Source organism: Streptomyces sp. NPDC014894 (genome assembly GCF_043080985.1).
Lineage (GTDB): Bacteria > Actinomycetota > Actinomycetes > Streptomycetales > Streptomycetaceae > Streptomyces.
Genome location: NZ_JBIBWD010000010.1, coordinates 178,928 through 200,483, shown reverse-complemented (window position 1 = coordinate 200,483; position 21,556 = coordinate 178,928). Strand labels below are relative to the sequence as shown.

At 72.8% G+C, this 21,556-nt stretch carries 20 protein-coding genes; 7 read left to right on the top strand and 13 right to left on the bottom strand.

Annotation, left to right across the window (positions count from 1 at the left end; all coding sequences use genetic code 11):
• Positions 1-30: 30 nt before the first annotated feature.
• From ACF089_RS24520 to ACF089_RS24505, 4 genes are all read right to left on the bottom strand, one after another.
• Entirely contained in the window at positions 31-1,353 is a 1,323-nt protein-coding gene (locus tag ACF089_RS24520) for an acyltransferase (protein WP_392030227.1), read from the bottom strand.
• An 81-nt stretch (positions 1,354-1,434) separates the two neighbouring features.
• Entirely contained in the window at positions 1,435-2,988 is a 1,554-nt protein-coding gene (locus ACF089_RS24515; RefSeq protein WP_392030224.1) for an alpha/beta hydrolase, read from the bottom strand.
• A 699-nt stretch (positions 2,989-3,687) separates the two neighbouring features.
• Positions 3,688-4,098, bottom strand: a complete 411-nt coding sequence (locus ACF089_RS24510) for a VOC family protein (RefSeq protein ID WP_392030220.1) — start codon at positions 4,096-4,098, stop codon at positions 3,688-3,690.
• 20 nt (positions 4,099-4,118) lie between these two features.
• A complete protein-coding gene (locus ACF089_RS24505; protein WP_392030217.1) occupies positions 4,119-4,553 on the bottom strand; it encodes a helix-turn-helix transcriptional regulator in 435 nt (144 codons plus the stop codon).
• Positions 4,554-4,708: 155 nt separating this feature from the next.
• Between ACF089_RS24505 and ACF089_RS24500 the strand changes: the two genes are divergently transcribed.
• Positions 4,709-5,149: a DUF1801 domain-containing protein gene (locus ACF089_RS24500; RefSeq protein WP_392030214.1), complete on the top strand. Its 441-nt coding sequence runs from the start codon at positions 4,709-4,711 to the stop codon at positions 5,147-5,149.
• Positions 5,150-5,266: 117 nt separating this feature from the next.
• Here ACF089_RS24500 and ACF089_RS24495 read toward each other — a convergent pair whose 3' ends face one another.
• From ACF089_RS24495 to rsmI, 6 genes are all read right to left on the bottom strand, one after another.
• Positions 5,267-6,166, bottom strand: coding sequence for a 4-(cytidine 5'-diphospho)-2-C-methyl-D-erythritol kinase (locus tag ACF089_RS24495; RefSeq protein ID WP_392030211.1), 900 nt, complete (start codon positions 6,164-6,166; stop codon positions 5,267-5,269).
• Positions 6,163-7,173, bottom strand: coding sequence for a 16S rRNA (adenine(1518)-N(6)/adenine(1519)-N(6))-dimethyltransferase RsmA (gene rsmA, locus ACF089_RS24490; protein ID WP_392030209.1), 1,011 nt, complete (start codon positions 7,171-7,173; stop codon positions 6,163-6,165). Before rsmA ends, ACF089_RS24495 begins: the two co-directional genes overlap by 4 nt.
• 16 nt (positions 7,174-7,189) lie before the next feature.
• Positions 7,190-8,722 carry a ubiquitin-like domain-containing protein gene (locus ACF089_RS24485; RefSeq protein WP_392030589.1) on the bottom strand — a complete coding sequence of 511 codons (1,533 nt, stop codon included), beginning with the start codon at positions 8,720-8,722 and terminating at the stop codon, positions 7,190-7,192.
• Positions 8,723-9,041: 319 nt separating this feature from the next.
• Positions 9,042-9,911 (bottom strand): TatD family hydrolase, encoded by an 870-nt coding sequence (locus ACF089_RS24480; protein WP_392030206.1) that lies wholly within the window; start codon positions 9,909-9,911, stop codon positions 9,042-9,044.
• Positions 9,912-9,962: 51 nt separating this feature from the next.
• Positions 9,963-10,403, bottom strand: coding sequence for a hypothetical protein (locus tag ACF089_RS24475; RefSeq protein WP_392030203.1), 441 nt, complete (start codon positions 10,401-10,403; stop codon positions 9,963-9,965).
• A 149-nt stretch (positions 10,404-10,552) separates the two neighbouring features.
• The gene (gene rsmI, locus ACF089_RS24470; protein ID WP_392030586.1) at positions 10,553-11,425 is read right to left on the bottom strand and encodes a 16S rRNA (cytidine(1402)-2'-O)-methyltransferase; all 873 of its coding nucleotides are present in this window, start codon (positions 11,423-11,425) and stop codon (positions 10,553-10,555) included.
• A 191-nt stretch (positions 11,426-11,616) separates the two neighbouring features.
• Here rsmI and ACF089_RS24465 point away from each other — a divergent pair, with 191 nt between their 5' ends.
• The gene (locus ACF089_RS24465) at positions 11,617-13,389 is read left to right on the top strand and encodes a dolichyl-phosphate-mannose--protein mannosyltransferase (protein ID WP_392030200.1); all 1,773 of its coding nucleotides are present in this window, start codon (positions 11,617-11,619) and stop codon (positions 13,387-13,389) included.
• Positions 13,390-13,522: 133 nt separating this feature from the next.
• Here the strand turns inward: ACF089_RS24465 and ACF089_RS24460 are convergent, their stop codons facing one another.
• Positions 13,523-13,951, bottom strand: coding sequence for a PPOX class F420-dependent oxidoreductase (locus ACF089_RS24460; RefSeq protein WP_392030197.1), 429 nt, complete (start codon positions 13,949-13,951; stop codon positions 13,523-13,525).
• A gap of 182 nt (positions 13,952-14,133) precedes the next feature.
• On the opposite strand from ACF089_RS24460, the gene ACF089_RS24455 reads away from it, so the two are divergent.
• The 5 genes from ACF089_RS24455 (at position 14,134) to ACF089_RS24435 (ending at position 19,391) form a co-directional block, all read left to right on the top strand.
• Positions 14,134-15,762: a penicillin-binding transpeptidase domain-containing protein gene (locus ACF089_RS24455; RefSeq protein ID WP_392030194.1), complete on the top strand. Its 1,629-nt coding sequence runs from the start codon at positions 14,134-14,136 to the stop codon at positions 15,760-15,762.
• A gap of 236 nt (positions 15,763-15,998) precedes the next feature.
• Entirely contained in the window at positions 15,999-16,487 is a 489-nt protein-coding gene (locus ACF089_RS24450) for a YbaK/EbsC family protein (protein WP_392030192.1), read from the top strand.
• Positions 16,484-17,308, top strand: coding sequence for an alpha/beta fold hydrolase (locus ACF089_RS24445; protein ID WP_392030189.1), 825 nt, complete (start codon positions 16,484-16,486; stop codon positions 17,306-17,308). The genes ACF089_RS24450 and ACF089_RS24445 overlap by 4 nt, the downstream gene beginning before the upstream one ends.
• A 205-nt stretch (positions 17,309-17,513) precedes the next feature.
• The gene (locus ACF089_RS24440; protein ID WP_392030186.1) at positions 17,514-18,347 is read left to right on the top strand and encodes a hypothetical protein; all 834 of its coding nucleotides are present in this window, start codon (positions 17,514-17,516) and stop codon (positions 18,345-18,347) included.
• 189 nt (positions 18,348-18,536) lie between these two features.
• The gene (locus ACF089_RS24435; protein ID WP_392030184.1) at positions 18,537-19,391 is read left to right on the top strand and encodes a hypothetical protein; all 855 of its coding nucleotides are present in this window, start codon (positions 18,537-18,539) and stop codon (positions 19,389-19,391) included.
• Positions 19,392-19,442: 51 nt separating this feature from the next.
• On the opposite strand, the gene ACF089_RS24430 is transcribed toward ACF089_RS24435, so the two are convergent.
• Entirely contained in the window at positions 19,443-20,237 is a 795-nt protein-coding gene (locus ACF089_RS24430) for an SDR family NAD(P)-dependent oxidoreductase (protein ID WP_392030181.1), read from the bottom strand.
• On the bottom strand, positions 20,234-21,391 hold the full coding sequence (locus tag ACF089_RS24425; RefSeq protein WP_392030583.1) for a serine hydrolase domain-containing protein: 1,158 nt from the start codon (positions 21,389-21,391) through the stop codon (positions 20,234-20,236). Before ACF089_RS24425 ends, ACF089_RS24430 begins: the two co-directional genes overlap by 4 nt.
• Positions 21,392-21,556 lie beyond the last annotated feature (165 nt).

Sequence of the window (21,556 nt, the reverse complement as noted above, 5' to 3'; positions counted from 1 at the left end):
CCCGCCCCTCCCTCGCCGCCCGGCAGTCACCTACCGGGCGGCGAACGCGTTCCCGGCCCGTTCCACGAGAACCCATCCGGTCAACGCCGTCCCCACCGCCGCGGGAGCCGTCACCGGGACGGCTATGAGCATCGCGGAGTGGCCTTCGAGGAGGCCGCCGAGGCCCGTCATCGAGAGGGCGAGGACGCCCAGGAGGCAGAGGGTGATGCCGAGCGCCGCGAGCGGGGCCGATCCGTCGGGGCGGGTCGGGTCGGGGGGCGAGGGGTGTTCGAAGCGGCGGAAGAGGGTGACGAGGAGGGCGGTGAGAAGGGCGGCGGCGAGGAGGCGCGGCGGGGTCTGGGACCACCAGGCGGCGGAGGCGGGCTCGGGGAGGGGGACGTCCAGGGCGAGGAGGGCCCCGTACACGCCGAGCATGGCGGTGAGGTGCCAGAGGAAGGCGGTCATGGCGATCCCGTTGGCGGCGATGACTCCGCGCCACACCTGGGGGCGCTGGACGAGCCGGGCGCCGGGAGCCCTGAGGAGTTCGACCGCGCCGACGAGCCAGAGGCCGTGGCAGAGGAGGGCGAGGGTCGGCGGGGCCATGTTGGAGACCTTCTCGCCGGGCATGCCGACCATGGAGAGCGGATACGGGCCGTACGCGACGAGGGCCGCGGCGCTCAGCAGACCGCCGGCGGCGAGCGCGGCGGGGAGGCGGATACGGCCGTCGGCGCGGAGGAAGCCGAGCTGGTGCACGGCGAGCCAGACGAAGGCGAAGTTGAGGAACTCCACGTACGGGACGCCCAGGGCGAACCGGGCGACGTCGACCGCGACGGCCCCGGCGGCCAGCAGCGCGAACGCGCCCCACCCGTACCGCTCGTGGAGCTTCAGCAGCGGCGGGGTGAAGGCGACCATCGCGAGGTAGATCCCGATGAACCAGAGCGGCTGGGTGACCAGCCGCAGCGCCGCCCCGGTGAGCCCGCCGTCGGCCCCGTACAGCTGGATCAGCAGCGCGAGCAGACCCCAGACCACGATGAAGACCATCGTCGGCCTCAGCAGCCGCTGGAGACGGGCGCGCAGGAAGGCGGGGTAGAGGGTGGTCGCGCCGGGGCGGGCGCGGCTCAGGGAGCGGTAGGAGAGGGCGTGCGAGAAGCCGCCGACGAAGAAGAACACCGGCATGATCTGGAAGACCCAGGTGAGCAGCTGGAGTTCGGGCACGACGGCGAGGAGATTGCCGATCCGTTCGTCGTCGCCGACGGCGGCCATCAGCCAGTGCCCCAGGACCACGGTCGCGAGCGACGCGACACGAAGCAGGTCGATGTAGCGGTCCCGGGTCCCGGGGGTGGCCGAGGCCAGCTCTCGAACGGTCGATCTCATGGACTCATGTTCGCGAGCCGCGCCGCCGTGCGGTCAGGGTCCGGGTACTCAGATCACGGGTTGAGTACCCGGACCTCCCGCTCAGCCCCGGTCGAGCTGGAGCGGGGGCTTCGGCGCCGGGACGACCGTCTGCTGGGAGCCCCGCTTGCCCGCGGCGGCCTTGCAGGTGACGTCCTTGGCGGGCAGCTTGCCGGTGTTCAGATAGGCGTTGGCGACCTTGTCGGCGCAGGCGTTCTTCCCGTACAGGTAGACGCCGTGGCCCTCGCCCTCGTCCACGGTGACGAGCTTGGAGCCCTTCATGGCCCGGTGCATTCCGCGCGCGGTGGAGAGCGGGGTCTGCGAGTCCCACTCGTTCTGGACGATCAGCGCGCCGGCCTTGTTGTCGACCTTGGTCCTCGGCTCGGCGGTCCTGCCCCAGAAGGCGCAGGGCGTGATGTTGCCGGAGTGGTCGCCGAAGAGCGGGTAGCGGGCCGCGTCCCGGGCGGCCTCCTTGCGGTAGGTCTCGGCGGAGCTGTTCCACCGGGTGTCGCCGCAGAGGACCGCCCACTGGGCCGATATGTGGTTGTCCGGTATCGGGCCGAAGTCCGGCTGCTCCGGCACCGGCTTCCCGGCGGCGGCGTCGCGCAGGATCACGGTCGACTCGGCCGCGACGCGGACGCTGAAGAACGCGGAGCGCATCACGTACCGCAGCATGTCGCCGTCGTAGGCGGTCTTGCCGATGACGATGGGCTTGCGGTCCGCGTGGGCGACCAGGTCCCAGAAGGTCTTGGCGACCTTCTCGGGGGTGTCGCCGAGCTGATACTCCGCCGAGCGCCCGGCGGTCCACTCCGTCCAGCGGTCGAACGCCGGCTCGACCTCGGGGCCCCAGATGCGGAAGGTCTCCCGCCATGCCTTCTCGGGGTCGACCGCGCTGTCGAGGACGAAGCGGTCGGCGCGCTTCGGGAACATCTGGGTGTACACGGACCCGAGGTAGGTGCCGTAGGAGTAGCCCAGGTAGTTCAGCTTCTTCTCGCCGAGGGCGGCGCGGATCACGTCCATGTCGCGGGCGGTGTTGCGGGTGGTGATGTGCTTGAGGGTGTCGCCGACCTTGGCGCGGCACTTGTCGGCGACGGACTTGGCCCAGGAGACGTCCTGGGCGTAGGTGTCGGCCTTGTAGGGCCGGGGCCACGACTTCTGGCTGTCGGCGAGGCCGCAGCGGACGGGCGTGCTGCGGCCGATGCCGCGCGGGTCGAAGCCGATCAGGTCGTAGCGGGCCCTGACGGAGGCGGGCAACTCCCTCGACATGTCCAGCGACATGCCGAGGCCCTCGCCGCCGGGGCCGCCCGGGTTGAAGAGCAGCACGCCCCGGCGCTCCGACGGGCTCGTCGCCTTGATCCTGGAGATCTCGACGCCGATCTTCTTGCCGCCGGGCTTGGCGTAGTTGAGCGGTACGCGGATCGTCGCGCACTGGAAGGAGGCCGGCTCGTCGGCGGCGCATCTCTTCCAGACGGGCTTCTGCTGGGGGTACTGGGCCGCCGGGGTCGCGACGGGCGAGGCAGGGGCGGGGGGCGCCGCCGGGGCGGCGGTGGCGAGCCCCGGAGTCAGGGTGGCGAAGACGCTCACCGCGATCAGTGGCACTAACCGTCGACTGCGCACAGGGAAGATCCTTCCGATCGGCGTTCCTAGGCGCGATCAACTCTGTCGGCCGGAACTGTCGGAAGAATCAACCCATTGGATCAGAACCGAACATCTCAGGTATGAAATCGGAAGGTTGGACTGTACTGCGGTGGTTGCAGAGACCACCGGTCACCGGGGGTGGGGGGTGGGGCGGGGCCCGGGTCGGGCGTGGGGTGCGGGGACTTGTCGGGGGCGCTGCCCCCGAGGCCCCCGCGCCTCAATCGCCGGCGGGGCTTGATTTTGGCCGGCGTCGCCCGCCGGGGCCAGGCTGGGATTGGCGCTGGTGCCGACGGTCAGGCTGAGCCAGGACTGCGCCTCAATCGCCGGCGGGGCTGGAAGTGGGCGGCGGGGCTTGGTTTTGGCCGGCGCAGCCCGCCGGGGCCAGGCTGGGATTGGCGCTGGTGCCGACGGTCAGGCTGAGCCAGGACTGCGCCTCAATCGCCGGCGGGGCTGGAGGTGGGCGGCGGGGCCCGCCGGGGCCGGGCTGGAGGCGAAGCTTGGTTTTGGCCGGCGCAGCCCGCCGGGGCCAGGCTGGAAGTGGGCGGCGAAGCTTGGTTTTGGCCGGCGCAGCCCGCCGGGGCCGGGCTGGGATTGGTGCTGGTGCCGGCGGCCAGGCTGAGCCGGGACTGCGCCTCAATCGCCGGCGGGGCTTGGTTTGGGCCGGTGGTGGGCTGGTGGTCAGGGGAGTTGGTTGACGCGGATGAGGTTGCCCGTGGGGTCGCGGAAGGCGCAGTCGCGGACTCCGTAGTCCTGGTCGATCGGCTCTTGGACGACCTCGGCGCCCGCTGCCTGGAGGCGTTCGAAGAGCCCGTCGAGGTCGTCGGTGGCCAGGGTGACCGCGCCGTAGGAGCCCTTGGCGATCAGCTCCAGGACGGTGCGGCGCTCCTCGTCGGTGATGCCCGGGTCGGTGGCCGGCGGGTGCAGCACGATGGAGGTGCCGGGCTGGCCGGCCGGGCCGACGGTGATCCAGCGCATGTCCTCGTAGCCCACGTCGTTGCGGACCTCGAAGCCCAGGACGTCGCGGTAGAAGCCCAGCGCGGCCTCGGCGTCGGTGTGCGGGAGGAAGGCGTAGTGAATGCTGATGTTCATGTCTCTCACGGTAGGCAGGGCTACCGGGGGCGCGCTTCTTGATTCCTGACCGGTCTGGTCACCTGTTTGGCCAGACAGGGCGGGATGCCCGCCCCGGCCCGGGAGTGGTCGCGGCGGTAGACGCTCGGCGGCACGCCGACCAGCTCGGTGAATCTCGTGCTGAAGGTGCCCAGCGAGGAGGAGCCCACCTCGAAGCAGACCTCGGTGACGCTGAGGTCGCCCCGGCGCAGCAGCGTCATCGCCCGTTCGATGCGCCGGGTCATCAGATACGCGTACGGGGACTCGCCGTACACCCGGCGGAACTCCCGGCTCAGATGGCCGACCGACATGTGCGCGCCGCGGGCCAGCGCCTCGACGTTCAGCGGCTTGGCGTACTCGCGGTCGATCCGGTCGCGGACCCTGCGCATCGCGACGATGTCGCGCAGACGCCGCTCCTCCGCCTGTGCCGGGCCCATGAGCGCCATCGTGCCACGGGCGGCCGGTGCGCGGGCCGGCGGGCATCGATCACGAATGGAGAAGCGCCGGGGAGCGGGGCTGGCTAGCGTCGGAGTCGGCCCGCACCCCGGGACCCGGGCCACCGCACCCGATCACGGCCAGGAGAGTGACAGAGATGAGCGAGCAGAGCGCGGGCGGCTTCTCCGAGGAGGAGCGCGCGGCCATGAAGGCGCGCGCGGCCGAGCTGAGGAAGGAGGCGAGCGGCGGCCGCGGGAACAAGGCGGCCGCCGCCGAACTCGACGTGCTGTCGAAGATCGCCGAGATGGAGGCGCCGGACCGCGCGGTGGCCGAACGCGTCCACGCGATCGTCACCGCCGCCGCCCCCGAGCTGTCCCCCAAGCTCTGGTACGGCCAGCCGGCCTACGCCAGGAAGGGGAAGGTCGTGTGCTTCTTCCGCAGCGGACATGTCGACAAAGAGCGCTACTCGACCTTCGGCTTCACCCCGGAGGCGAACCTCGGGGATGTGGGCCTGTGGCCCACGTCGTACGCGGTGACCGAAGTGAGCGACCAGGCGGAGAGGGCGCTGACGGCGCTGGTGCGGAAGGCGGTGAGCTGAGCGGTCCGGCCGCGGGCAGGGGCTTTCCGGCCGGAGGCCGGGGCCTTCGGGCTGGGGGGGGCGCCGCCGGGCTTCCCGCCGGGGGGCGGGAAGCCCGGCCCGGGACCTCGGGCAGGGCTACGCGAGGATCGTCGCGCCCGGGGTCGGGGAGAGGGCCGTGCGGGCGGTGCGGCAGGTGGGGGAGGCGGTGAGGGCCTCGGCGACGGAGCGGGCCGATTCGGCGTCCTTGGCCAGGAAGGCGGTGGTCGGGCCCGAGCCCGAGACGAGTCCGGAGAGCGCGCCCGCGGCGAGCCCCGTCTCCAGGACGGCGGCCAGGGACGGCCGCAGCGAGAGGGCCGCGGGCTGGAGGTCGTTCGCGAGGGCCCCGGCCAGGGCGACGGGATCGCCGGAGCGCAGGGCGGCCAGCAGCACCGGGGACGCGACCGGGTCCGGGACCCGGACGCCCTCGGTGAGCCGGTCGAACTCGCCGTACACCGCCGGGGTGGAGAGTCCGCCGTCCGCGAGCGCGAACACCCAGTGGAACGAGCCGCCGACCTCCAGCGGGGTGAGCCGCTCGCCACGCCCGACGCCCAGCGCCGCGCCTCCGACGAGGCTGAAGGGCACATCGCTGCCGAGTTCGGCGCAGATCTCCAGCAGCTCCTCCCGCGAGGAGCCCAGCTCCCACAGGGCGTCGCAGGCCAGCAGCGCCGCCGCGCCGTCCGCGCTGCCGCCCGCCATGCCGCCCGCGACGGGGATGTCCTTGACGATGTGCAGATGGACGTCCGGCGCGATGCCGTGGCGCTCGGCCAGCAGGATCGCCGCCCGGGCCGCGAGATTGCTCGCGTCCAGCGGGACCAGGTCCGCGTCCGGGCCCTCGCAGGTGACGGTCAGGGAGGCGGCGGGGCGGGCCGTCACCTCGTCGAACAGATCGACCGCGAGAAAGACATTGGCCAGGTCGTGGAAGCCGTCAGCGCGCGCGCCGCCGACCGCGAGCTGCACATTGACCTTCGCCGGGACGCGTACGGTGACGCCGCTCATGCCGTGCTCTCCGTGTCCGTGGTCGCGGAATCCGTGTTCGCAGTGTCCGTGCCCGCCGTGTCCGTGGCGGCAGTGTCCGCGGCCGGGCCGCCCTTGCCCGTGCCGGCGCCCGTGTCCGTACCAGCGCCCCTACCGGCGCCCGTGTCCGCGGCCGCCTTCGCCTCCGCGATCCGGGCGAACTCCTCGACCGTGAGCGACTCCCCCCGGGCCTGCGGCGAGATCCCCGCCGCCACCAGCGCGGCCTCCGCCGCCGCCGGGGAGCCCGCCCAGCCGGACAGAGCCGCGCGCAGCGTCTTGCGGCGCTGTGCGAAGGCCGCGTCCACCACCGCGAAGACCTGCGCCTTGGTGGCGGTGGTCCGCGGCGGCTCCCGGCGGACCAGGGAGACCAGACCGGAGTCGACATTGGGCGCGGGCCAGAACACATTCCGGCCGATCGACCCGGCGCGCTTGACCTCCGCGTACCAGTTCGCCTTCACCGACGGCACTCCGTACACCTTGTTGCCCGGCGCGGCGGCCAGCCGGTCCGCGACCTCGGCCTGCACCATCACCAGCGTGCGCTCGATCGTGGGGAAACGGTCCAGCATGTGCAGCAGCACGGGCACGGCGACGTTGTACGGGAGGTTCGCGACCAGCGCGGTCGGCTCCTCGGGCAGCTCCTGGACCTGCATGGCGTCCGAGTGCACCAGCGAGAAGCGCGTCACGCGCTCCGGCATCCGGGCCAGGATCGTGGCGGGCAGCGCGGCGGCCAGCACATCGTCGATCTCGACGGCGACGACGCTCCGGGCCGCCTCCAGCAGCGCCAGCGTCAGGGAGCCGAGCCCGGGGCCGACCTCCACGACCGTGTCGTCCTCGCGGACCCCGGCGGTGCGGACGATCCGGCGGACGGTGTTGGCGTCGATGACGAAGTTCTGTCCGCGCTGCTTGGTGGGGCGGACGCCCAGCGCCGAGGCGAGTTCGCGGATGTCGGCGGGGCCGAGGAGGTTGTCGGAGGGCTCAGTGGTGCTCACCGATACAGCGTACGGGTCACCGGTACAGGCTTCGGCCGCAGTGCGGCCAGGGAGTCGCGCCCCGCTGGATGTACAGCTTCTTCGCCCGGAAGGTCTGCTCGGCCGCCGCCGCGTCCTGGGGGCGGCCCCGGCCGCCCAGCGCCTGCCAGGTCCCGGCGTCGAACTGATAGAGCCCGCCGTGCAGCCCGGCGGCGTCCACGGCGGCCGCCCGACCGCCGGACTCGCAGCGCGCCAGCGCCTCCCAGTTCAGCCCGTCCGCGCCGGGCACCGCCTCGGGCCGCCGCCGGGTGCCGACGTGGACGCGCTGGGCGACCGGCTCCCGCACCACCTCGTCGGAGATCTTCCGGGGGCGCTGGCGGACCCCGTTGACCGTGCGCAGCTCATGGGTGAGCCGGCGGGCCCCGGGCCGGCCCTGCCGGACGACGATCTCGGTGCCCTCGAAGAGGGTCGCGTCCTCGACCCTGACCACGTCGTACGGGATGGGCTCCTCGCGCACCTCCCGGGTGCCGGTGATCCGCATGACGGTGACGGTCTGGCCGTCGCGCGGGAAGCCGGCGGCCGGCACGGAGGTGGTGTCCTGCGCGCCGAGGGTGATCCCGGCCTGGGCCAGCGCCTCGCCGACGGTCGCCGCGTTGGTGCGGATGACGCGCTCGTGGCCGTCGGCCATGAAGGTGACGGTCCGCTCGGTGCGGACGTCGAGGGCGAGCCCGGCGCGGGAGATCGCCGCCGAGGGGGAGGCCGAGAGATACGCGCCCTGGGCCCGCACCCCCAGTTCGCGCAGCGCGCCGCCGACGGTCCGGGCGGTGGTCCACATCCGGCGGCGCTCGCCGTCGAGGGTGAGGGCGACGGGCCGGCCGTACCGGACGACGACATCGTCGCCGCTGGTCAGCTCCTCGCCGGGGGCGGGGGACACCACATCGTGGACGCCGGTGTCGACGCCGGTGTCCGCCAGCAGCTCCCGGACGTCGTCGGCGAAGGTGTGGAGGGTGCGCGGCTCGCCGTCGACGGTGAGCCGGACCGCCTTGTCCCCGGCGACGAAGGCGGAGGTGCCGCCCGCCAGGAAGACGACCACCAGGGCCCGCGGGACGAGCCTGCGCAGCCCGCCGTCGGCCGGGTCGGTCCCCCGGCGCCGCCGCCCGCCGCCTCCGCCGCCGGTCCGGGGGACGGGGTCGTACACGGGGCGCCCGGCGCGGGGATCCACGTACGAGTCGGCGTACGGATCGGCGTACGGATCGGCGTACAGGCCGGCGTACGGATCGGCGGGCGCGTGGGCGGGGCGCTCGTCGGCGGGCCCGGGGTACGGGGCGGCGGGCGCGTACGCGGGGTGCGGCTCGGCGGCGTAACCCGCGTAACCCTCGTAGCCCTCGTAGCCCTCGTCATCGGAGCGCCCGGCGTATCCGGTGTATCCGGCGTACCCGACGGGCCCCGCGTACGGATTGACCGCGGTGTACGCGGGCCGGGGCTCGGCGGGGGCCGCGTAGACGGGGTGCTGGTCGGGGGCGGTGCGGGCGCCCGGGAAGACCGCGGGGCCGCCCTGGCGCCGGAGCACGAAGGTGTCGTCCGACGTCCAGGGGTGGGCCTGGCGGTCGTGGGGCCCGGCGGCGGCGTGGACGTCGTAGGCGGCGTAGGAGTCGTCGGCGTGTCCCCGACGGCCGGGATGGCTGAGATGGCTCACGGCGCTCCGTAAGGTCCGGGCCGGCCCGGACGGCCCGGAGATCCGGTCCGGCCCGCCGGCGGTGGCCCTGCGGCACCGACGCTATCGGCAGTCGCGGTGACTCTCCAAAGCCGTTCGCCCACCCGGTGTCACCTTCGGGGACCCGCACATCCGCGCCCCGCACACCCGCGCGGTCGGCGCGGGCCCGGCCCGGTCAGTAGTCGAACGCCGCGGCGGTGTTCGCCGCCACCGCCGCCGCGAGGGTGTCCTCGTCCAGGCCCTTCACCTCGGCCATCGCGCGCAGCGTGAGCGGGATCAGATAGGGCGCGTTCGGCCGTCCCCGGTACGGCATCGGGGTGAGGAAGGGCGCGTCCGTCTCGACCAGGACGAGTTCCCTGGGCGCGACCGCGAGCGCGTCCCGCAGCGGCCGCGCGTTCTTGAAGGTCACATTTCCCGCGAACGACATGTAATAGCCCGCGCCCGCGCACACCCGCGCCATTTCCGCGTCGCCGGAAAAGCAGTGGAACACCGTGCGCTCCGGCGCGCCTTCCTCCGCGAGTATCCGCAGAACGTCCGCGTGCGCGTCCCGGTCGTGAATGACGAGCGCTTTGTCATGACGTTTGGCGATCTCGATATGGGCGCGGAAAGATCGCTCCTGGGCGGCTACGCCCTCCGGGCCCGTACGGAAATAGTCCAGCCCGGTCTCGCCGACCCCGCGGACCTGCGCCAGCGCGGCCAGCGCGTCGATCTCGGCGAGGGCCTCGTCGAGCGCGCCCTCGCCGCCCGGCTCGCGCACCCCCTGGCGGGCGGCGCCCTCCGGGTCGCCGAAGACGATCCGGGGGGCCTCGTTGGGGTGCAGGGCGACCGCCGCGTGCACTCCGGCGTGCTCGGCGGCCGTCCGGGCGGCCCAGCGGGAGCCCTCGATGTCGCAGCCGACCTGGACGACGGTGGTCACGCCGACGGCGGCGGCCCGGGCGAGCGCCTCCTCCACGGTCCCCTGCTGCATGTCCAGATGGGTGTGGGAATCGGCGACCGGGACCCGGAGCGGTTCGGGCAGCGGCGGCGGGTCGGACTTCGAGGTCATGGGCGCGATCCTACGAGGCCCGCGCCCATCGCCTCGTCACCGGTGGCGGGCCTACCTGCGCTGGAAGGGGTGGAGCAGGTCCGAGAGATGCCAGTGGTGGGCCGGCTTCGCGGCCGGCGGCTCCTCCCCGGCGGCGCCGGCCGACTCGCTCCCCGCACTCGCACCCGCACCCGCCAGGGGCGTCTTCCCGGCCGTATCCCGGGTCGGATGGGCGATCCGGGCCGGGGAGGCGGTCCGGGCCATCAGATCCAGTACGGAGGAGACCTGCCCGGCCCGCATGATCCGTACGACGTGCCCCCCGCAGTTCATGCAGCTGGGGCTCGACAGCGGGGACGGGACCCGCTCCCCGTTCGCCCGGTAGACGACGTACTCGTGACCGGCGGGGTCACGGTGGTGCTCGATGTCGTACGACTGCTCCCAGCCGTGCCCGCAGCGCATACAGGCGAAGGCGTATGCCTCGTGGACCTTGGCGGTGCCTGTGATCTCACTCATGCCTGCTCCTCTCCACTGACCCAGTGGACGCCCATTCCGGCGGGAGCGCATCAGCGCTGTCGAATAATGGAGTGCTCTTTGGCCTTCCCATGCCCAAAGGGCCCCGGACCCGGTCTGCGCTTTGCCTTCAACGGTATCCCTTTACCGTCTCAGGGGATCGGCGGAGCCGAATTCTTTGCCGCCACGACCGCATCGAACACCTCGCGCTTGGGCACGCCCGCCTCCACGGCGACGGCCGCGATGGCCTCCTTGCGCCGCTCCCCCGCCTCCTCGCGCACCCGCACCCTGCGCACCAGCTCATCGGCGTCGAGATCGCCGGGAGCGGGCGCGGGGGCGCCCTCGACGACGACGGTGATCTCGCCGCGCACCCCCTCGGCGGCCCAGGCGGCCAGCTCGCCGAGACCGCCGCGCCTGACCTCCTCGTACGTCTTGGTCAGCTCGCGGCAGACGGCGGCCCGGCGGTCCGCGCCGAACACCTCGGCCATTGCGGTGAGGGTGTCGTCCAGTCGGTGGGGGGCCTCGAAGTAGACGAGGGTGCGGCGCTCCGACTCGTTCTCCCGGAGCCGGGTCAGCCGCTCGCCCGCCTTGCGCGGCAGGAAGCCCTCGAAGCAGAAGCGGTCCACGGGGAGCCCGGAGAGCGCCAGCGCGGTGAGCACTGCGGAGGGGCCGGGGACGGCGGTGACCCGGACGTCCTTCTCCACGGCGGCGGCGACCAGCCGGTAACCGGGGTCGGAGACGGAGGGCATCCCGGCGTCGGTGACGAGCAGCACCCGCGCGCCGCCGGTGAGCGCCTCGACCAGCTCCGGCGTACGGGAGGACTCATTGCCCTCGAAGTAGGAGACGACCCTCCCGGTGGTCTGGACGCCGAGCGCCTGGGTGAGCCGCCGCAGCCGGCGGGTGTCCTCGGCGGCGACGACGTCGGCGGAGGCCAGCTCGGCGGCGAGGCGGGGCGGGGCGTCGGCGACGTCGCCGATCGGGGTCCCGGCGAGGATCAGCAGACCGGAGCGGTCGGCTGAGGTCAGGGGGCCGGGGGGCGTGTCGCGGGTCGGCTCAGTGGTCACACCGGCCATTGTCCCGTACCGGCGGGCGGGGCCCGGTTCGAGCCGTCGCGGGCCTGGGCCGGGGGCCGCCGGGGGCCGTCGCGGGCGACGCCCGGGGGCCGTCGTGGGGCCGGAGGCACACCTCGCATACATACGTTCCCTACGATGGCGCGGTGACCAGTACCGCGCCACAGACCCTAGAGGGCAGGGACGCAGAGCAGCAGCCCCCCGGCTGGCAGCAGCGGCTGCGCAGATTCGGCTATGCGCCCCCGTCCGTGATCGGGCTGCGCGAACGCCTGGTCCCGCCCTACACCCGCCCCTCCGAACGGCTGTGGCCCGTGTTCGGCATCGCCCCCTCGGCGGTGGGTCCGCTGCTGCGGGCCTCCGCCTGGCTGGGGCCGCTGCTGGTGGCGCTGATCGCGGGACTGCTCCGATTCTGGAACCTGGGCAAGCCGGACCAGGTGATATTCGACGAGACGTACTACGCGAAGGACGCGTGGGCGCTGATCAACCAGGGGTACGAGGGCAGCTGGCCCAAGGACATCGACAAGTCGATCCTCAAGGACCCGTCCGCCGTCGCCGTCCCCACCGACCCCGGCTATGTGGTCCATCCGCCCGTCGGCAAGTGGATCATCGGTCTGGGCGAGAAGCTCTTCGACTTCACGCCCTTCGGCTGGCGGTTCATGGTCGCGGTGCTCGGCACGCTCTCGGTGCTCATGCTCTGCCGGATCGGCCGGAGGCTGTTCCGCTCCACCTTCCTGGGGTGTCTGGCCGGTCTGCTGCTCGCCGTCGACGGGCTGCACTTCGTGATGAGCCGGGCCGCCCTGCTCGATCTGGTGCTGATGTTCTTCGTGCTGGCCGCCTTCGGATGTCTGGTGGCGGACCGGGACTGGGCGCGGCGGAGACTGGCGGCGGCGCTGCCCGAGGACGAGGGCGGGGTGCTGCGGCCGGACGCGCACATCGCCCGGACCCTGCGGCTCGGGTGGCGGCCCTGGCGGATCGCCGCCGGGGTGATGCTCGGCCTCGCGGCCGGCACCAAGTGGAACGGCCTCTATGTGATGGCCGCGTTCTGTCTGATGGCGGTGCTCTGGGACGTCGGCGCGCGGCGCACGGCGGGCGCGGTGCGGCCGTACCGGGCGGTGCTGCGCAAGGATCTGACGCCCGCGTTCCTCGCCACGGTGCCGGTGGCGCTCGCCGCCTACATGGTCTCGTGGGCGGGCTGGTTCGCCACCGGCAAGGGCTTCTACCGGGACTGGGCGAAGGGCCGTGAGGGGCTCTCCCCCGACAGTGTGACGCTGCCGCTGCTGGGGCAGATCGATCTGCCGCAGTTCTCGATGACCTGGGTCCCGGAGGCGCTGCGCGCCTTCTGGCACTACGAGACCGAGGTCTACAACTTCCACGTCAATCTGAAGTCCGGCCACACCTACGAGTCCAACCCCTGGAGCTGGATCGTCCTGGGCCGGCCGGTCTCGTACTACTACGAGGACCCGGCCGCGGGACAGGACGGCTGTCCCGCCGACGCGGCGGACAAGTGCGCGAGCGAGGTGCTGGCGCTGGGCACGCCGCTGCTGTGGTGGGCGGCGTGTTTCGCGGTCTGTTACGTGCTGTGGCGCTGGGCCTTCCGCCGGGACTGGCGGGCGGGCGCGATCGCCTGCGGGATCGCGGCGGGCTGGGCGCCCTGGTTCCTGTACCAGGAGCGCACGATCTTCCTGTTCTACGCGGTGGTGTTCGTGCCGTTCCTGTGTCTGGCGGTCGCGATGATGATCGGGGCGATGCTGGGTCCGGCGGGGTCGGACGAACGGCGGCGGGCGATCGGCGCGATCGGCGCCGGGGTGCTGGTGCTGCTGATCGTCTGGAACTTCATCTACTTCCATCCGCTGTACACGGGGACGCCGATCCCGGTGGAGGAGTGGCGCGACCGGATGTGGCTGGACACCTGGGTCTGACGCGGTTCACCGGGCCGGGGCGGCCCTGGTCCGGCGCGGTCCGCCGGGCCGGAGCGGGCACCTGGTCCGGCGCCGTTCGCCGGCCCGGCGCGGGCCCCGGATCGGGCCGGGCCGGTGAACGGCGGGCCGGGGATCAGTCGGTGAGCCCGGCGACCGCGACGGCCTTGGCGACCCTGACCCGTACGGTGATCGACCCCGGGCCGCTGTTGCGCTCGCCGACCGCCCCGGCCACGTCCTCGCCCAGATAGCGGGCCGCGATCCGGGTGGCCCAGTGCCGGGCCTGTTCCTGATCCTCACTCACCTCCGCCTGCCCCTGGAGCGTCACGAAGGCGAACGGCGGAGTCTCGTCGTCCACACAGATGGCGACCCTGCCGTCCCTGATCAGACTGCGGCCCTTGACCGTCTCCTTGTCGGTGTTGAAGACCAGCTCGTCCCCGTCGAGAAGGAACCACACCGGCGCGATGTGCGGGCTGCCGTCGGCCCGTACGGTCGAGATCTTCGCGGTGCGGGTGCCCTCGGAGACGAACGTGTGCCACTCGCCCTTCGTCATTGTTTTCGCCATTCGGCCATATTCCGACAGTTGCGGGATGACGGGCGGTCAGGCACGCCGAACACGGGCCGCCGCATACGTCCCGGTCCCGTAACAAGCTTGTCCCGGGGCCGCCCCCGTCCCGTAGGGTTCTCTGCGATTGCCTTCTTGAACGTGTTCAAGAAGGGTGGGCCGCGGAGGAGGAGCTGCGAACGATGCGCAGTGGAGCGAAGGTCGCCATCATCGGCGGCGTCTTTCTGGTCGTCGCCGGCGGAGTCGGCTACGGCGGCTACACCGTGCTGAGCGAGGGGAAGACCGAGGACCGCCCGAAGGCCGAGAAGATCAGGACCGGGCCGCCGACGGCCGAGGAGATATCGAGGACGAGCGCGAACTTCCTCGCCGCCTGGGCCGAGGGCCGCGCGCCCGAGGCCGCCCAGCTCACCAACAAGCCGGTGGACGCCGAGCCCCGGCTGACCGACTACCGGGCGAAGGCGAAGGTCTCCCGGTCGGTCATCACCCCGGGAACGCCGGTCGGCGCGAAGGTGCCGTTCACGGTCGAGGCGACCGTGAAGCACGCCGAGGGCGAGAAGCCCTGGTCGTACTCCTCCGAGCTGACCGTGGTGCGCGGCACGACCACCGGCCGGCCGGTGGTCGACTGGAAGCCCTCCGTGCTCCACCCCAAGCTGACCGCGACCACCACGCTCCTGGCGGACGAGACCGCCGCCCCGCCGATGAAGGCCGTCGACCACCGGAACCGGCCGCTCACCAAGGAGAAGCACCCCTCGCTCGGCCCCGTCCTGGACGCCCTGCGCCAGCGGTACGGCAAGGAGGCCGGCGGCACGCCCGCCTCCGAGCTGGTGCTCTCCTCCACCCGGGAGGGCGTGGCCGACCAGACCCTGCTGACCCTCGGCAAGGGCACCGAGGGCACCTTGCGGACCACCCTGGACGCGGACGTCCAGGCGGCGGCCGAGCGGGCGGTGAAGCGGCACAAGCAGGCGTCCGCGGTGGCGGTCCGGCCCAGCACCGGGGAGATCCGCGCCATCGCCAACAGCCCGGCGGGCGGCTACAACACCGCCATGCTGGGCGCCCAGGCCCCCGGCTCCACCATGAAGATCGTCACGGCGGCGATGATGCTCGACAAGGGCGTCGTCAAGGGCCCGGACGCGAAGGTGGAGTGTCCGGCGACCGTCGGATGGGCGGGTGCGAACTTCCAGAACCTCGACAAGTTCGACATCCCGAAGGCCACCTTCCGGCAGGCGTTCCTCAAGTCCTGCAACACCACCTTCATCAAGGCGGTCACCCCGCTCGGCAGCGGGGAGCGGGACACCGCGCTGGGCGAGACCGCGAGGAAGTACTTCGGCATCGGCCTCGAATGGAAGACCGGCGTCGCGAGCTTCGACGGCAGCGTGCCCGCGTCGACGGGGACCGAGACGGCCGCCTCGTACATCGGCCAGGGAAAGATCACGATGAACGCGCTCACCATGGCGTCCGTCAGCGCGACCGCGAAGAGCGGCTCCTTCAAGCAGCCGGTCCTCGTCCCCGCCTCCCTCGACGACCGTGAACTCGCCCGCGCCGAGCCCCTCCCCGGCCGGGTGGCCGCGGGCCTGCGGGACCTGATGGGCGCGACCGCCGAGGGCGCGGGCACCGGCCGGAAGGCGATGGCGACGGTGCGCGGCGACAAGGGCGCGAAGACCGGGTCCGCCGAGGTCGACGGCCAGGGCAAGTCCAACAGCTGGTTCACCGGCTACGCCGACGACCTCGCCGCGGCGGCCGTCGTCCAGTCCGGCGGCTCGGGCGGCGACGCGGCGGGCCCGGTGGTGGCCCAGGTCCTCAACGCGCGCTGAGCCCGTACGCGACAAGACCCGGCGGGGCCGGGCCCGCGACAGACCCCGCACGCCGACACGCGTTCGGCCGGGTCGCCCGATGGGGCGAACCCGGCGGGGGACGGCCGTACAGCCGCACGGTGGACGCGAGCGCGGATCCGGGCAGGCCCCGGGGGCGCGGGCGGGCGGGGCCCGGCGCGGCGGCGCACGGAATCCTTCTCGCGCGCGGCGCGGGGCTGCCACTAGCGTGACAAGGCATGAGCGCTCAACACACCGAAGCACACCCCCGATTCGCCGAGGCCCTGCGCGAGCTGGGGCTCGATGTGCCCGTACGGAAGTTCCCGGACGCGACCCGCACCGCCGCCGAGGCCGCCGCCGCGATCGGCTGCGACGTCAGCGAGATCGTGAAATCGCTGATCTTCGCGGTGGACGGCGATCCGGTGCTGGTGCTGCTGGACGGCTCCTCCCGGGTGGATCTGGAGCGGGTGCGCGAGGAACTCGGCGCGGACACGGTCAAGCGCGCCAACGCCGATCTGGTGCGGCGGACCACCGGCTACGCGATCGGCGGCGTACCGCCCTTCGGGCACCTCACCCGGACCAGGGTGCTGGCCGACCGGGCCCTGCTGGACCACCCGGTGGTGTGGGCGGCGGCCGGGACCCCGCACACGGTGTTCCCGCTCGACCCGAAGACGCTGATCGAGTACGCGCGCGGCACGCTCGTGGACGTACGGGAGAGCACCGCGTGAGCGGCTGGGAGCTGCCCCGGACCTTCGCCGGCTCCTCGGGCGAGGTGCGCTGGCAGCGGCTGGGCGACCCGGCGGCCCCGCCGGTGGTCCTGCTGCACGGCACCCCCTTCTCCTCCTACGTCTGGCGGGGCGTCGCCCGCGCGCTCACGGAGCGCTTCCAGGTGTACGTCTGGGACATGCCGGGCTACGGCGCGTCCGCGATGGCCGAGGGCCAGGACGTCTCGCTGGCGGCCCAGGGCCGGGTCTTCCACGAGCTGCTCGCCCACTGGGGGCTGTCCGATCCACTGGTCGTGGCGCACGACTTCGGGGGCGCGGTCGCCCTGCGCGCCCATCTGCTGCACGGCGCGCGCTACCGGCGGCTGGTCCTGGTGGACCCGGTGGCGCTGGCCCCCTGGGGTTCGCCGTTCTTCCGGCTGGTCGGCGGGCACGCGGAGGTGTTCGAGCAGCTGCCGCCCGCGCTGCACCGGGCGCTGGTGCGGGAGTACATCTCCTCGGCGAGCGGCCCCGGGCTGCGCCCGGAGACGCTGGACCGGCTGACGGCTCCCTGGCTCGGCGAGCCGGGCCAGGGGGCCTTCTACCGGCAGATCGCCCAGGCCGATCAGCGGTACACCGACGAGATCGAGGGGCGTTACGGGGAGATCGAGCCGCCCGTGCTGGTGTGCTGGGGCGAGGCGGACTCCTGGATCCCGGTGGCGAAGGGGCATGAGCTGGCCGCCCGTATCCCCGGGGCCCGGCTCCGGCTGCTGCCGGGCGCGGGGCATCTCGTCCAGGAGGACGCGCCGGCCGAGCTGACGGCGGCGGTGCTGGAGTTCTTCGGCTGAGGGCGGGCCCGTCCGCCGGGGTGCGCGGGGGCGGGCGCGCGGGGGCGGGCGCCAGGGTGCGCGGGGGCGAAAGATTCTTCCCCCAACTCGTACAACCATTCACATGAGTCGCTTGTCTGTACGGGAGGAGTCAGCAGACTCATGGATCTCAGGGTTCCCGGACATCTCATTCGTCCCAGGGACCCCCCTCAGAACGGGGAAGTACATGCGCTTTCGTGTATCCGCCGCCGTGGTGACCGGAGCCGTCGCGCTCACCGGGTTCGCCGCTCCCTCCGCGCAGGCCGACGAGAAGCCGTTCGGCGCGTCGGCGTTCAAGGCGGCGGCGGGCGCGTTCGACATCTCGTACGGCAACACCAAGATCTCGGACGTCTCGCTGAGCACCGGCAAGACGGTGCTGGTCGGCACCACCCAGCTGAAGAAGGTCACCGCGACCTTCAAGGCGATCGACCCCTCCGGCATCGACCTCGCCGCCGCCCACCTGTGGCGCGGCGACAACATCGACACGGCCACCGCCGGCATCCTCGCCGACCAGGAGGAGGTCAAGTGCAGCGGCAGCGGCAAGACCTCCAAGGCCACCTGCAAGGTGAGCTTCACCATCGACCCGCGCAGCGAACTGATCAACTCCTACGCGGGCGGCGGCTGGAAGGTCGCCGTGGTGGCGGTGGCCAAGGACGGCGACGTCCGCCTCATCGAGAAGGCGCAGACCTTCAATCTGAAGCGCGGTTCGCAGATCTCCGTCAACGCCGCTCCCGAGCCGGTGAAGAAGGGCGCGAACATCACCGTCACCGGCACGCTGACCCGCGCCGACTGGGAGGCCGGCAAGTACGTGGGCTACACCAAGCAGCCGGTGCAGCTCCAGTTCCGCAAGAAGGGCGCGAAGACCTTCACCACCGTCAAGACGGTGAAGACCAGCAGCACCAGCCGTGACCTGAAGACCACCGTCAAGGCCACGGTCGACGGCACCTACCGCTACAGCTTCGCGGGCACCTCCACGACCGCCCCGGTCACCAACGGCGGCGACTTCGTCGACGTCCGCTGAGGCGGCGGCTCAGCCGTACACCGCAGTTCCGCTTCGGATGCCCGCGCCCGCCAGGCGCGGGCATCCGCCGTATCCGTACAACCTTTCGACCGGCTCCCCGGTCTGGATCATTGAGTCGGCAGACTCAACGACCACAGGGCCCCCGGGCGACACAGAATCCCCGGGAGCCACTTCTGAACGGGGAAGTACATGCGCTTACGGATATCCGCCGTCGTCGTGACCGGCGCGGTCGCCCTCACCGGGTTCGCCGCTCCCGCCGTCCAGGCCGACGAGAAGCCGTCCGGCGCGTCGGCGTTCAAGGCGGCGGGCGGCTCCTCGGCGTTCGCGGCGGCGGGCGCGAGGAAGCCGTCGGACGACATCACGGAGGGCGACACCAAGATCTCGAACGTCGTCTTCAACGCGGGCAAGCCGGTCGTGATCGGGGCCGCCAAGAGCAGGAGGGCGACGGTCGCCTTCACCGCCGCCGACCCGTCCGGCATCAAGTCCGGGGTCGCCGGCCTCTGGCGGGGCACGGACATCGGGAACCCCACGTCGACGTTCGACACCGACGAGGGCGAGGTCCCGTGCGGTGCGGGGGTCAGGGTGACGTGCAAGCTCACCTTCGCCTTCGACCCGGACATGCGACTGCGGAACTCCATGGCCGGGGCGTGGAAGCTCGCGGTCGGCGCGGACGCCAAGGACCAGGACTTCGCGCTGAAGACCAAGGCGAAGACCATCAGCCTCCAGCGCGAGGCGAGGATCTCCGTCAACGCGGCCCCGGAGCCGGTGAAGAAGGGCAAGAAGCTCACCGTCACCGGATCGCTGAAGCGGGCCGACTGGGAGACCGGCGCATACACCGGCTACACCAAGCAGCCCGTCAAGCTCCAGTTCCGCAAGAAGGGCGCCAAGACCTTCACCACGGTCAAAACCGTCAGGACCGACGCCAAGGGCGCCCTGAGGACCACCGTCAAGGCCACCGCCGACGGCACCTACCGCTACAACTTCGCGGGCACCTCCACCACCGCCCCGGTCACCAACGGCGGCGACTACGTCGACGTCCGTTAGCGCCGGGAGGATCCGGGTCGGCGGGTGTGACGCCCACCGGCCCGGTCCTCGCTACGCGCCGTCGCCGGCCGACGCCAGCACCTCGCGGAACGCCATGTTCACAGCCGTGAGACCGCCGTCCACCCGCAGGGTGGCGCCCGTGATCCAGGAGGCGTCGGAGGAGGCCAGGAAGGCGACCGCCGCCGCGACGTCCTCCGGTTCGCCGACCCGGCCGAGGGGGTAGAGCCGCCGCCCCACGGCCTCCAGGCCCTGGTCGTTGCCCTCCCAGGCGCGGGTGCGCACGGTCCCGGGGTTGATCTGGTTGACGCGTACCCCGCGCGGTCCGACATCGCCCGCGAGCGTACGGGTGAACGAGGCCAGACCCGCCTTCGCGGCGCTGTAGGAGTGGCCGCCGAAGTCCATCTCCGCGTTGACGGAACCGATGCTCACGATCGCGCCCCGGCCCGACGCCTCCAGATGCGGCATCGCGGCCCGCACACAGCGGAACGCGCCGGTCAGACAGACGTCGAGATCGCGCTGCCAGGTGTCGTCCGGCTGGTCCTCGATCAGCGGGGTGTCCTCGGCCGCCGAGAAGGCGTTGTTGACGAGGACGTCCAGCCGGCCGAAGCGTTCGACGGCGTACGCCACCGCCGCCTCCACCTGCGCCGGGTCGGCGACGTCGCAGCCGACGGACTCCGCGCCGGGGATCGTCGCGGCGGTCTTCGCCGCCTCGTCCGCGTCCCGGTCGCTCACCAGCACCCGGGCCCCTTCGGCGGCGAGCCGGCGCGCGGTGGCCGCGCCGATCCCCCGGGCCGCGCCCGTGACCAGTACCGCATGTCCCTCGAAACGTTTCAGCGAATCAGTCATAGCGCCGAACGTACAGCGCGGATCAAGGCCTGAGCACGCGGATCAGCGGTAACTCCCTTGCGAAGGCCATTGGTTACATACCCCAGCGCGACGCCCGATTCGGGGTCGGCGAAGCCGAGGGAGCCGCCCCGGCCGGGGTGGCCGAAGGAGCCCGGGCCCAGCAGCGGGGCGGCCGCGCCGTGCAGCATGAAGCCCAGCCCGAGGCGGGTGGGCACGATGAGGACCCGGTCGGGGCCCGTCGACTCCTCGGTACGGGCCAGGGTCAGCGTCGCCGGGGCGAAGAGCCGCCGTCCGCCGTCGACCGGGCCGATCGTCGCCGCGTAGAAGCGGGCGAGGGCGCGGGCGGTGGAGATGCCGCCGGAGGCGGGGAGTTCGGCGGCGCGGTAGTCCGGGTCGTTCTCGTCCGGGAGCGGGTCGATCGCGCCGAAGGCGCGGCGGGTGAGCGAGTCCCGGTTCCGATAGGCGTCGGAGACGGCCCGCTTGGGGCGCAGGGTGAGCCCGGGGGCGGTCGGGGGCTCCTCGACGGGCCCCAGCCGGCCGACCCGGTGGGCCTCCTCGGGCGGCAGTCCGATCCAGAAGTCCAGCCCGAGCGGGCGGGCGATCTCCTCGGCGACCCAGCGGCCGATGGTGCGGCCGGTGACCCGGCGGACCAGTTCGGCGGTGAGCCAGCTGTAGGTCTGCGCGTGATAGCCGTGGTCGGTCCCGGGCTCCCACGCGGGGCGCTGCGCGGCGAGCGCGGCCGGGCCGCTGACGGTGTCGATCGCCTCGGCGGGGGTGAGCGGCCGGTCCAGCGCGGGCAGCCCGGCGCGGTGCGACAGGATGTGGCGTACGAGGACGCGCTCCTTGCCGGCCGCCTTGAACTCCGGCCAGTACGTGCCCACCGGGGCGTCCAGGTCGATCTGGCCGCGCTGGTGGAGCAGCAGGACCACGGCCGCCGCGACGCCCTTGGTGACCGAGCGGACGACCTGCGCGGTGTCCACCGCCCAGGGCTCCTCCCCGTCGACGTCCCGGGCGCCGGCCCACAGATCGGCCACCTTGCTGCCGTGCCGGTAGACGGCGACGGCCGCCCCGCGTTCGCCGCGCTCCTCGAAGTTGCGGACGAACGCGTCGCGTACCGCCTCAAAGCCCTCCGCCACCGTGCCCTGGACGTCCACTGTGTGCACTCTCCCGCTTCCGTCGACCTCCCCCATGGTGCAACGACGGGGATCGGCGCTCTCTTCCGGGGCGGGAAGCGGCGGTCCGGAAATGCGTTTGAGCGGGCAAGATCGCCCGTGCTACTACTTCCGGGCTGCTGTCGGAACGGGTTCGCGGGGGAAGAT

Excerpts from the sequence above, each read along its gene's own strand:
- ACF089_RS24435 (WP_392030184.1), top strand. The coding sequence starts at position 18,537 with ATGCGCTTACGGATATCCGCCGTCGTCGTGACCGGCGCGGTCGCCCTC.
- ACF089_RS24510 (WP_392030220.1), bottom strand. The coding sequence starts at position 4,098 with ATGAACATCAGCATTCACTACGCCTTCCTCCCGCACACCGACGCCGAG.
- ACF089_RS24475 (WP_392030203.1), bottom strand. The coding sequence starts at position 10,403 with ATGAGTGAGATCACAGGCACCGCCAAGGTCCACGAGGCATACGCCTTC.
- ACF089_RS24480 (WP_392030206.1), bottom strand. The coding sequence starts at position 9,911 with ATGACCTCGAAGTCCGACCCGCCGCCGCTGCCCGAACCGCTCCGGGTC.
- ACF089_RS24505 (WP_392030217.1), bottom strand. The coding sequence starts at position 4,553 with ATGGGCCCGGCACAGGCGGAGGAGCGGCGTCTGCGCGACATCGTCGCG.
- ACF089_RS24520 (WP_392030227.1), bottom strand. The coding sequence starts at position 1,353 with ATGAGATCGACCGTTCGAGAGCTGGCCTCGGCCACCCCCGGGACCCGG.
- ACF089_RS24430 (WP_392030181.1), bottom strand. The coding sequence starts at position 20,237 with ATGACTGATTCGCTGAAACGTTTCGAGGGACATGCGGTACTGGTCACG.
- ACF089_RS24440 (WP_392030186.1), top strand. The coding sequence starts at position 17,514 with ATGCGCTTTCGTGTATCCGCCGCCGTGGTGACCGGAGCCGTCGCGCTC.
- ACF089_RS24460 (WP_392030197.1), bottom strand. The coding sequence starts at position 13,951 with ATGGCGAAAACAATGACGAAGGGCGAGTGGCACACGTTCGTCTCCGAG.
- ACF089_RS24450 (WP_392030192.1), top strand. The coding sequence starts at position 15,999 with ATGAGCGCTCAACACACCGAAGCACACCCCCGATTCGCCGAGGCCCTG.
- ACF089_RS24455 (WP_392030194.1), top strand. The coding sequence starts at position 14,134 with ATGCGCAGTGGAGCGAAGGTCGCCATCATCGGCGGCGTCTTTCTGGTC.
- ACF089_RS24495 (WP_392030211.1), bottom strand. The coding sequence starts at position 6,166 with ATGAGCGGCGTCACCGTACGCGTCCCGGCGAAGGTCAATGTGCAGCTC.
- ACF089_RS24500 (WP_392030214.1), top strand. The coding sequence starts at position 4,709 with ATGAGCGAGCAGAGCGCGGGCGGCTTCTCCGAGGAGGAGCGCGCGGCC.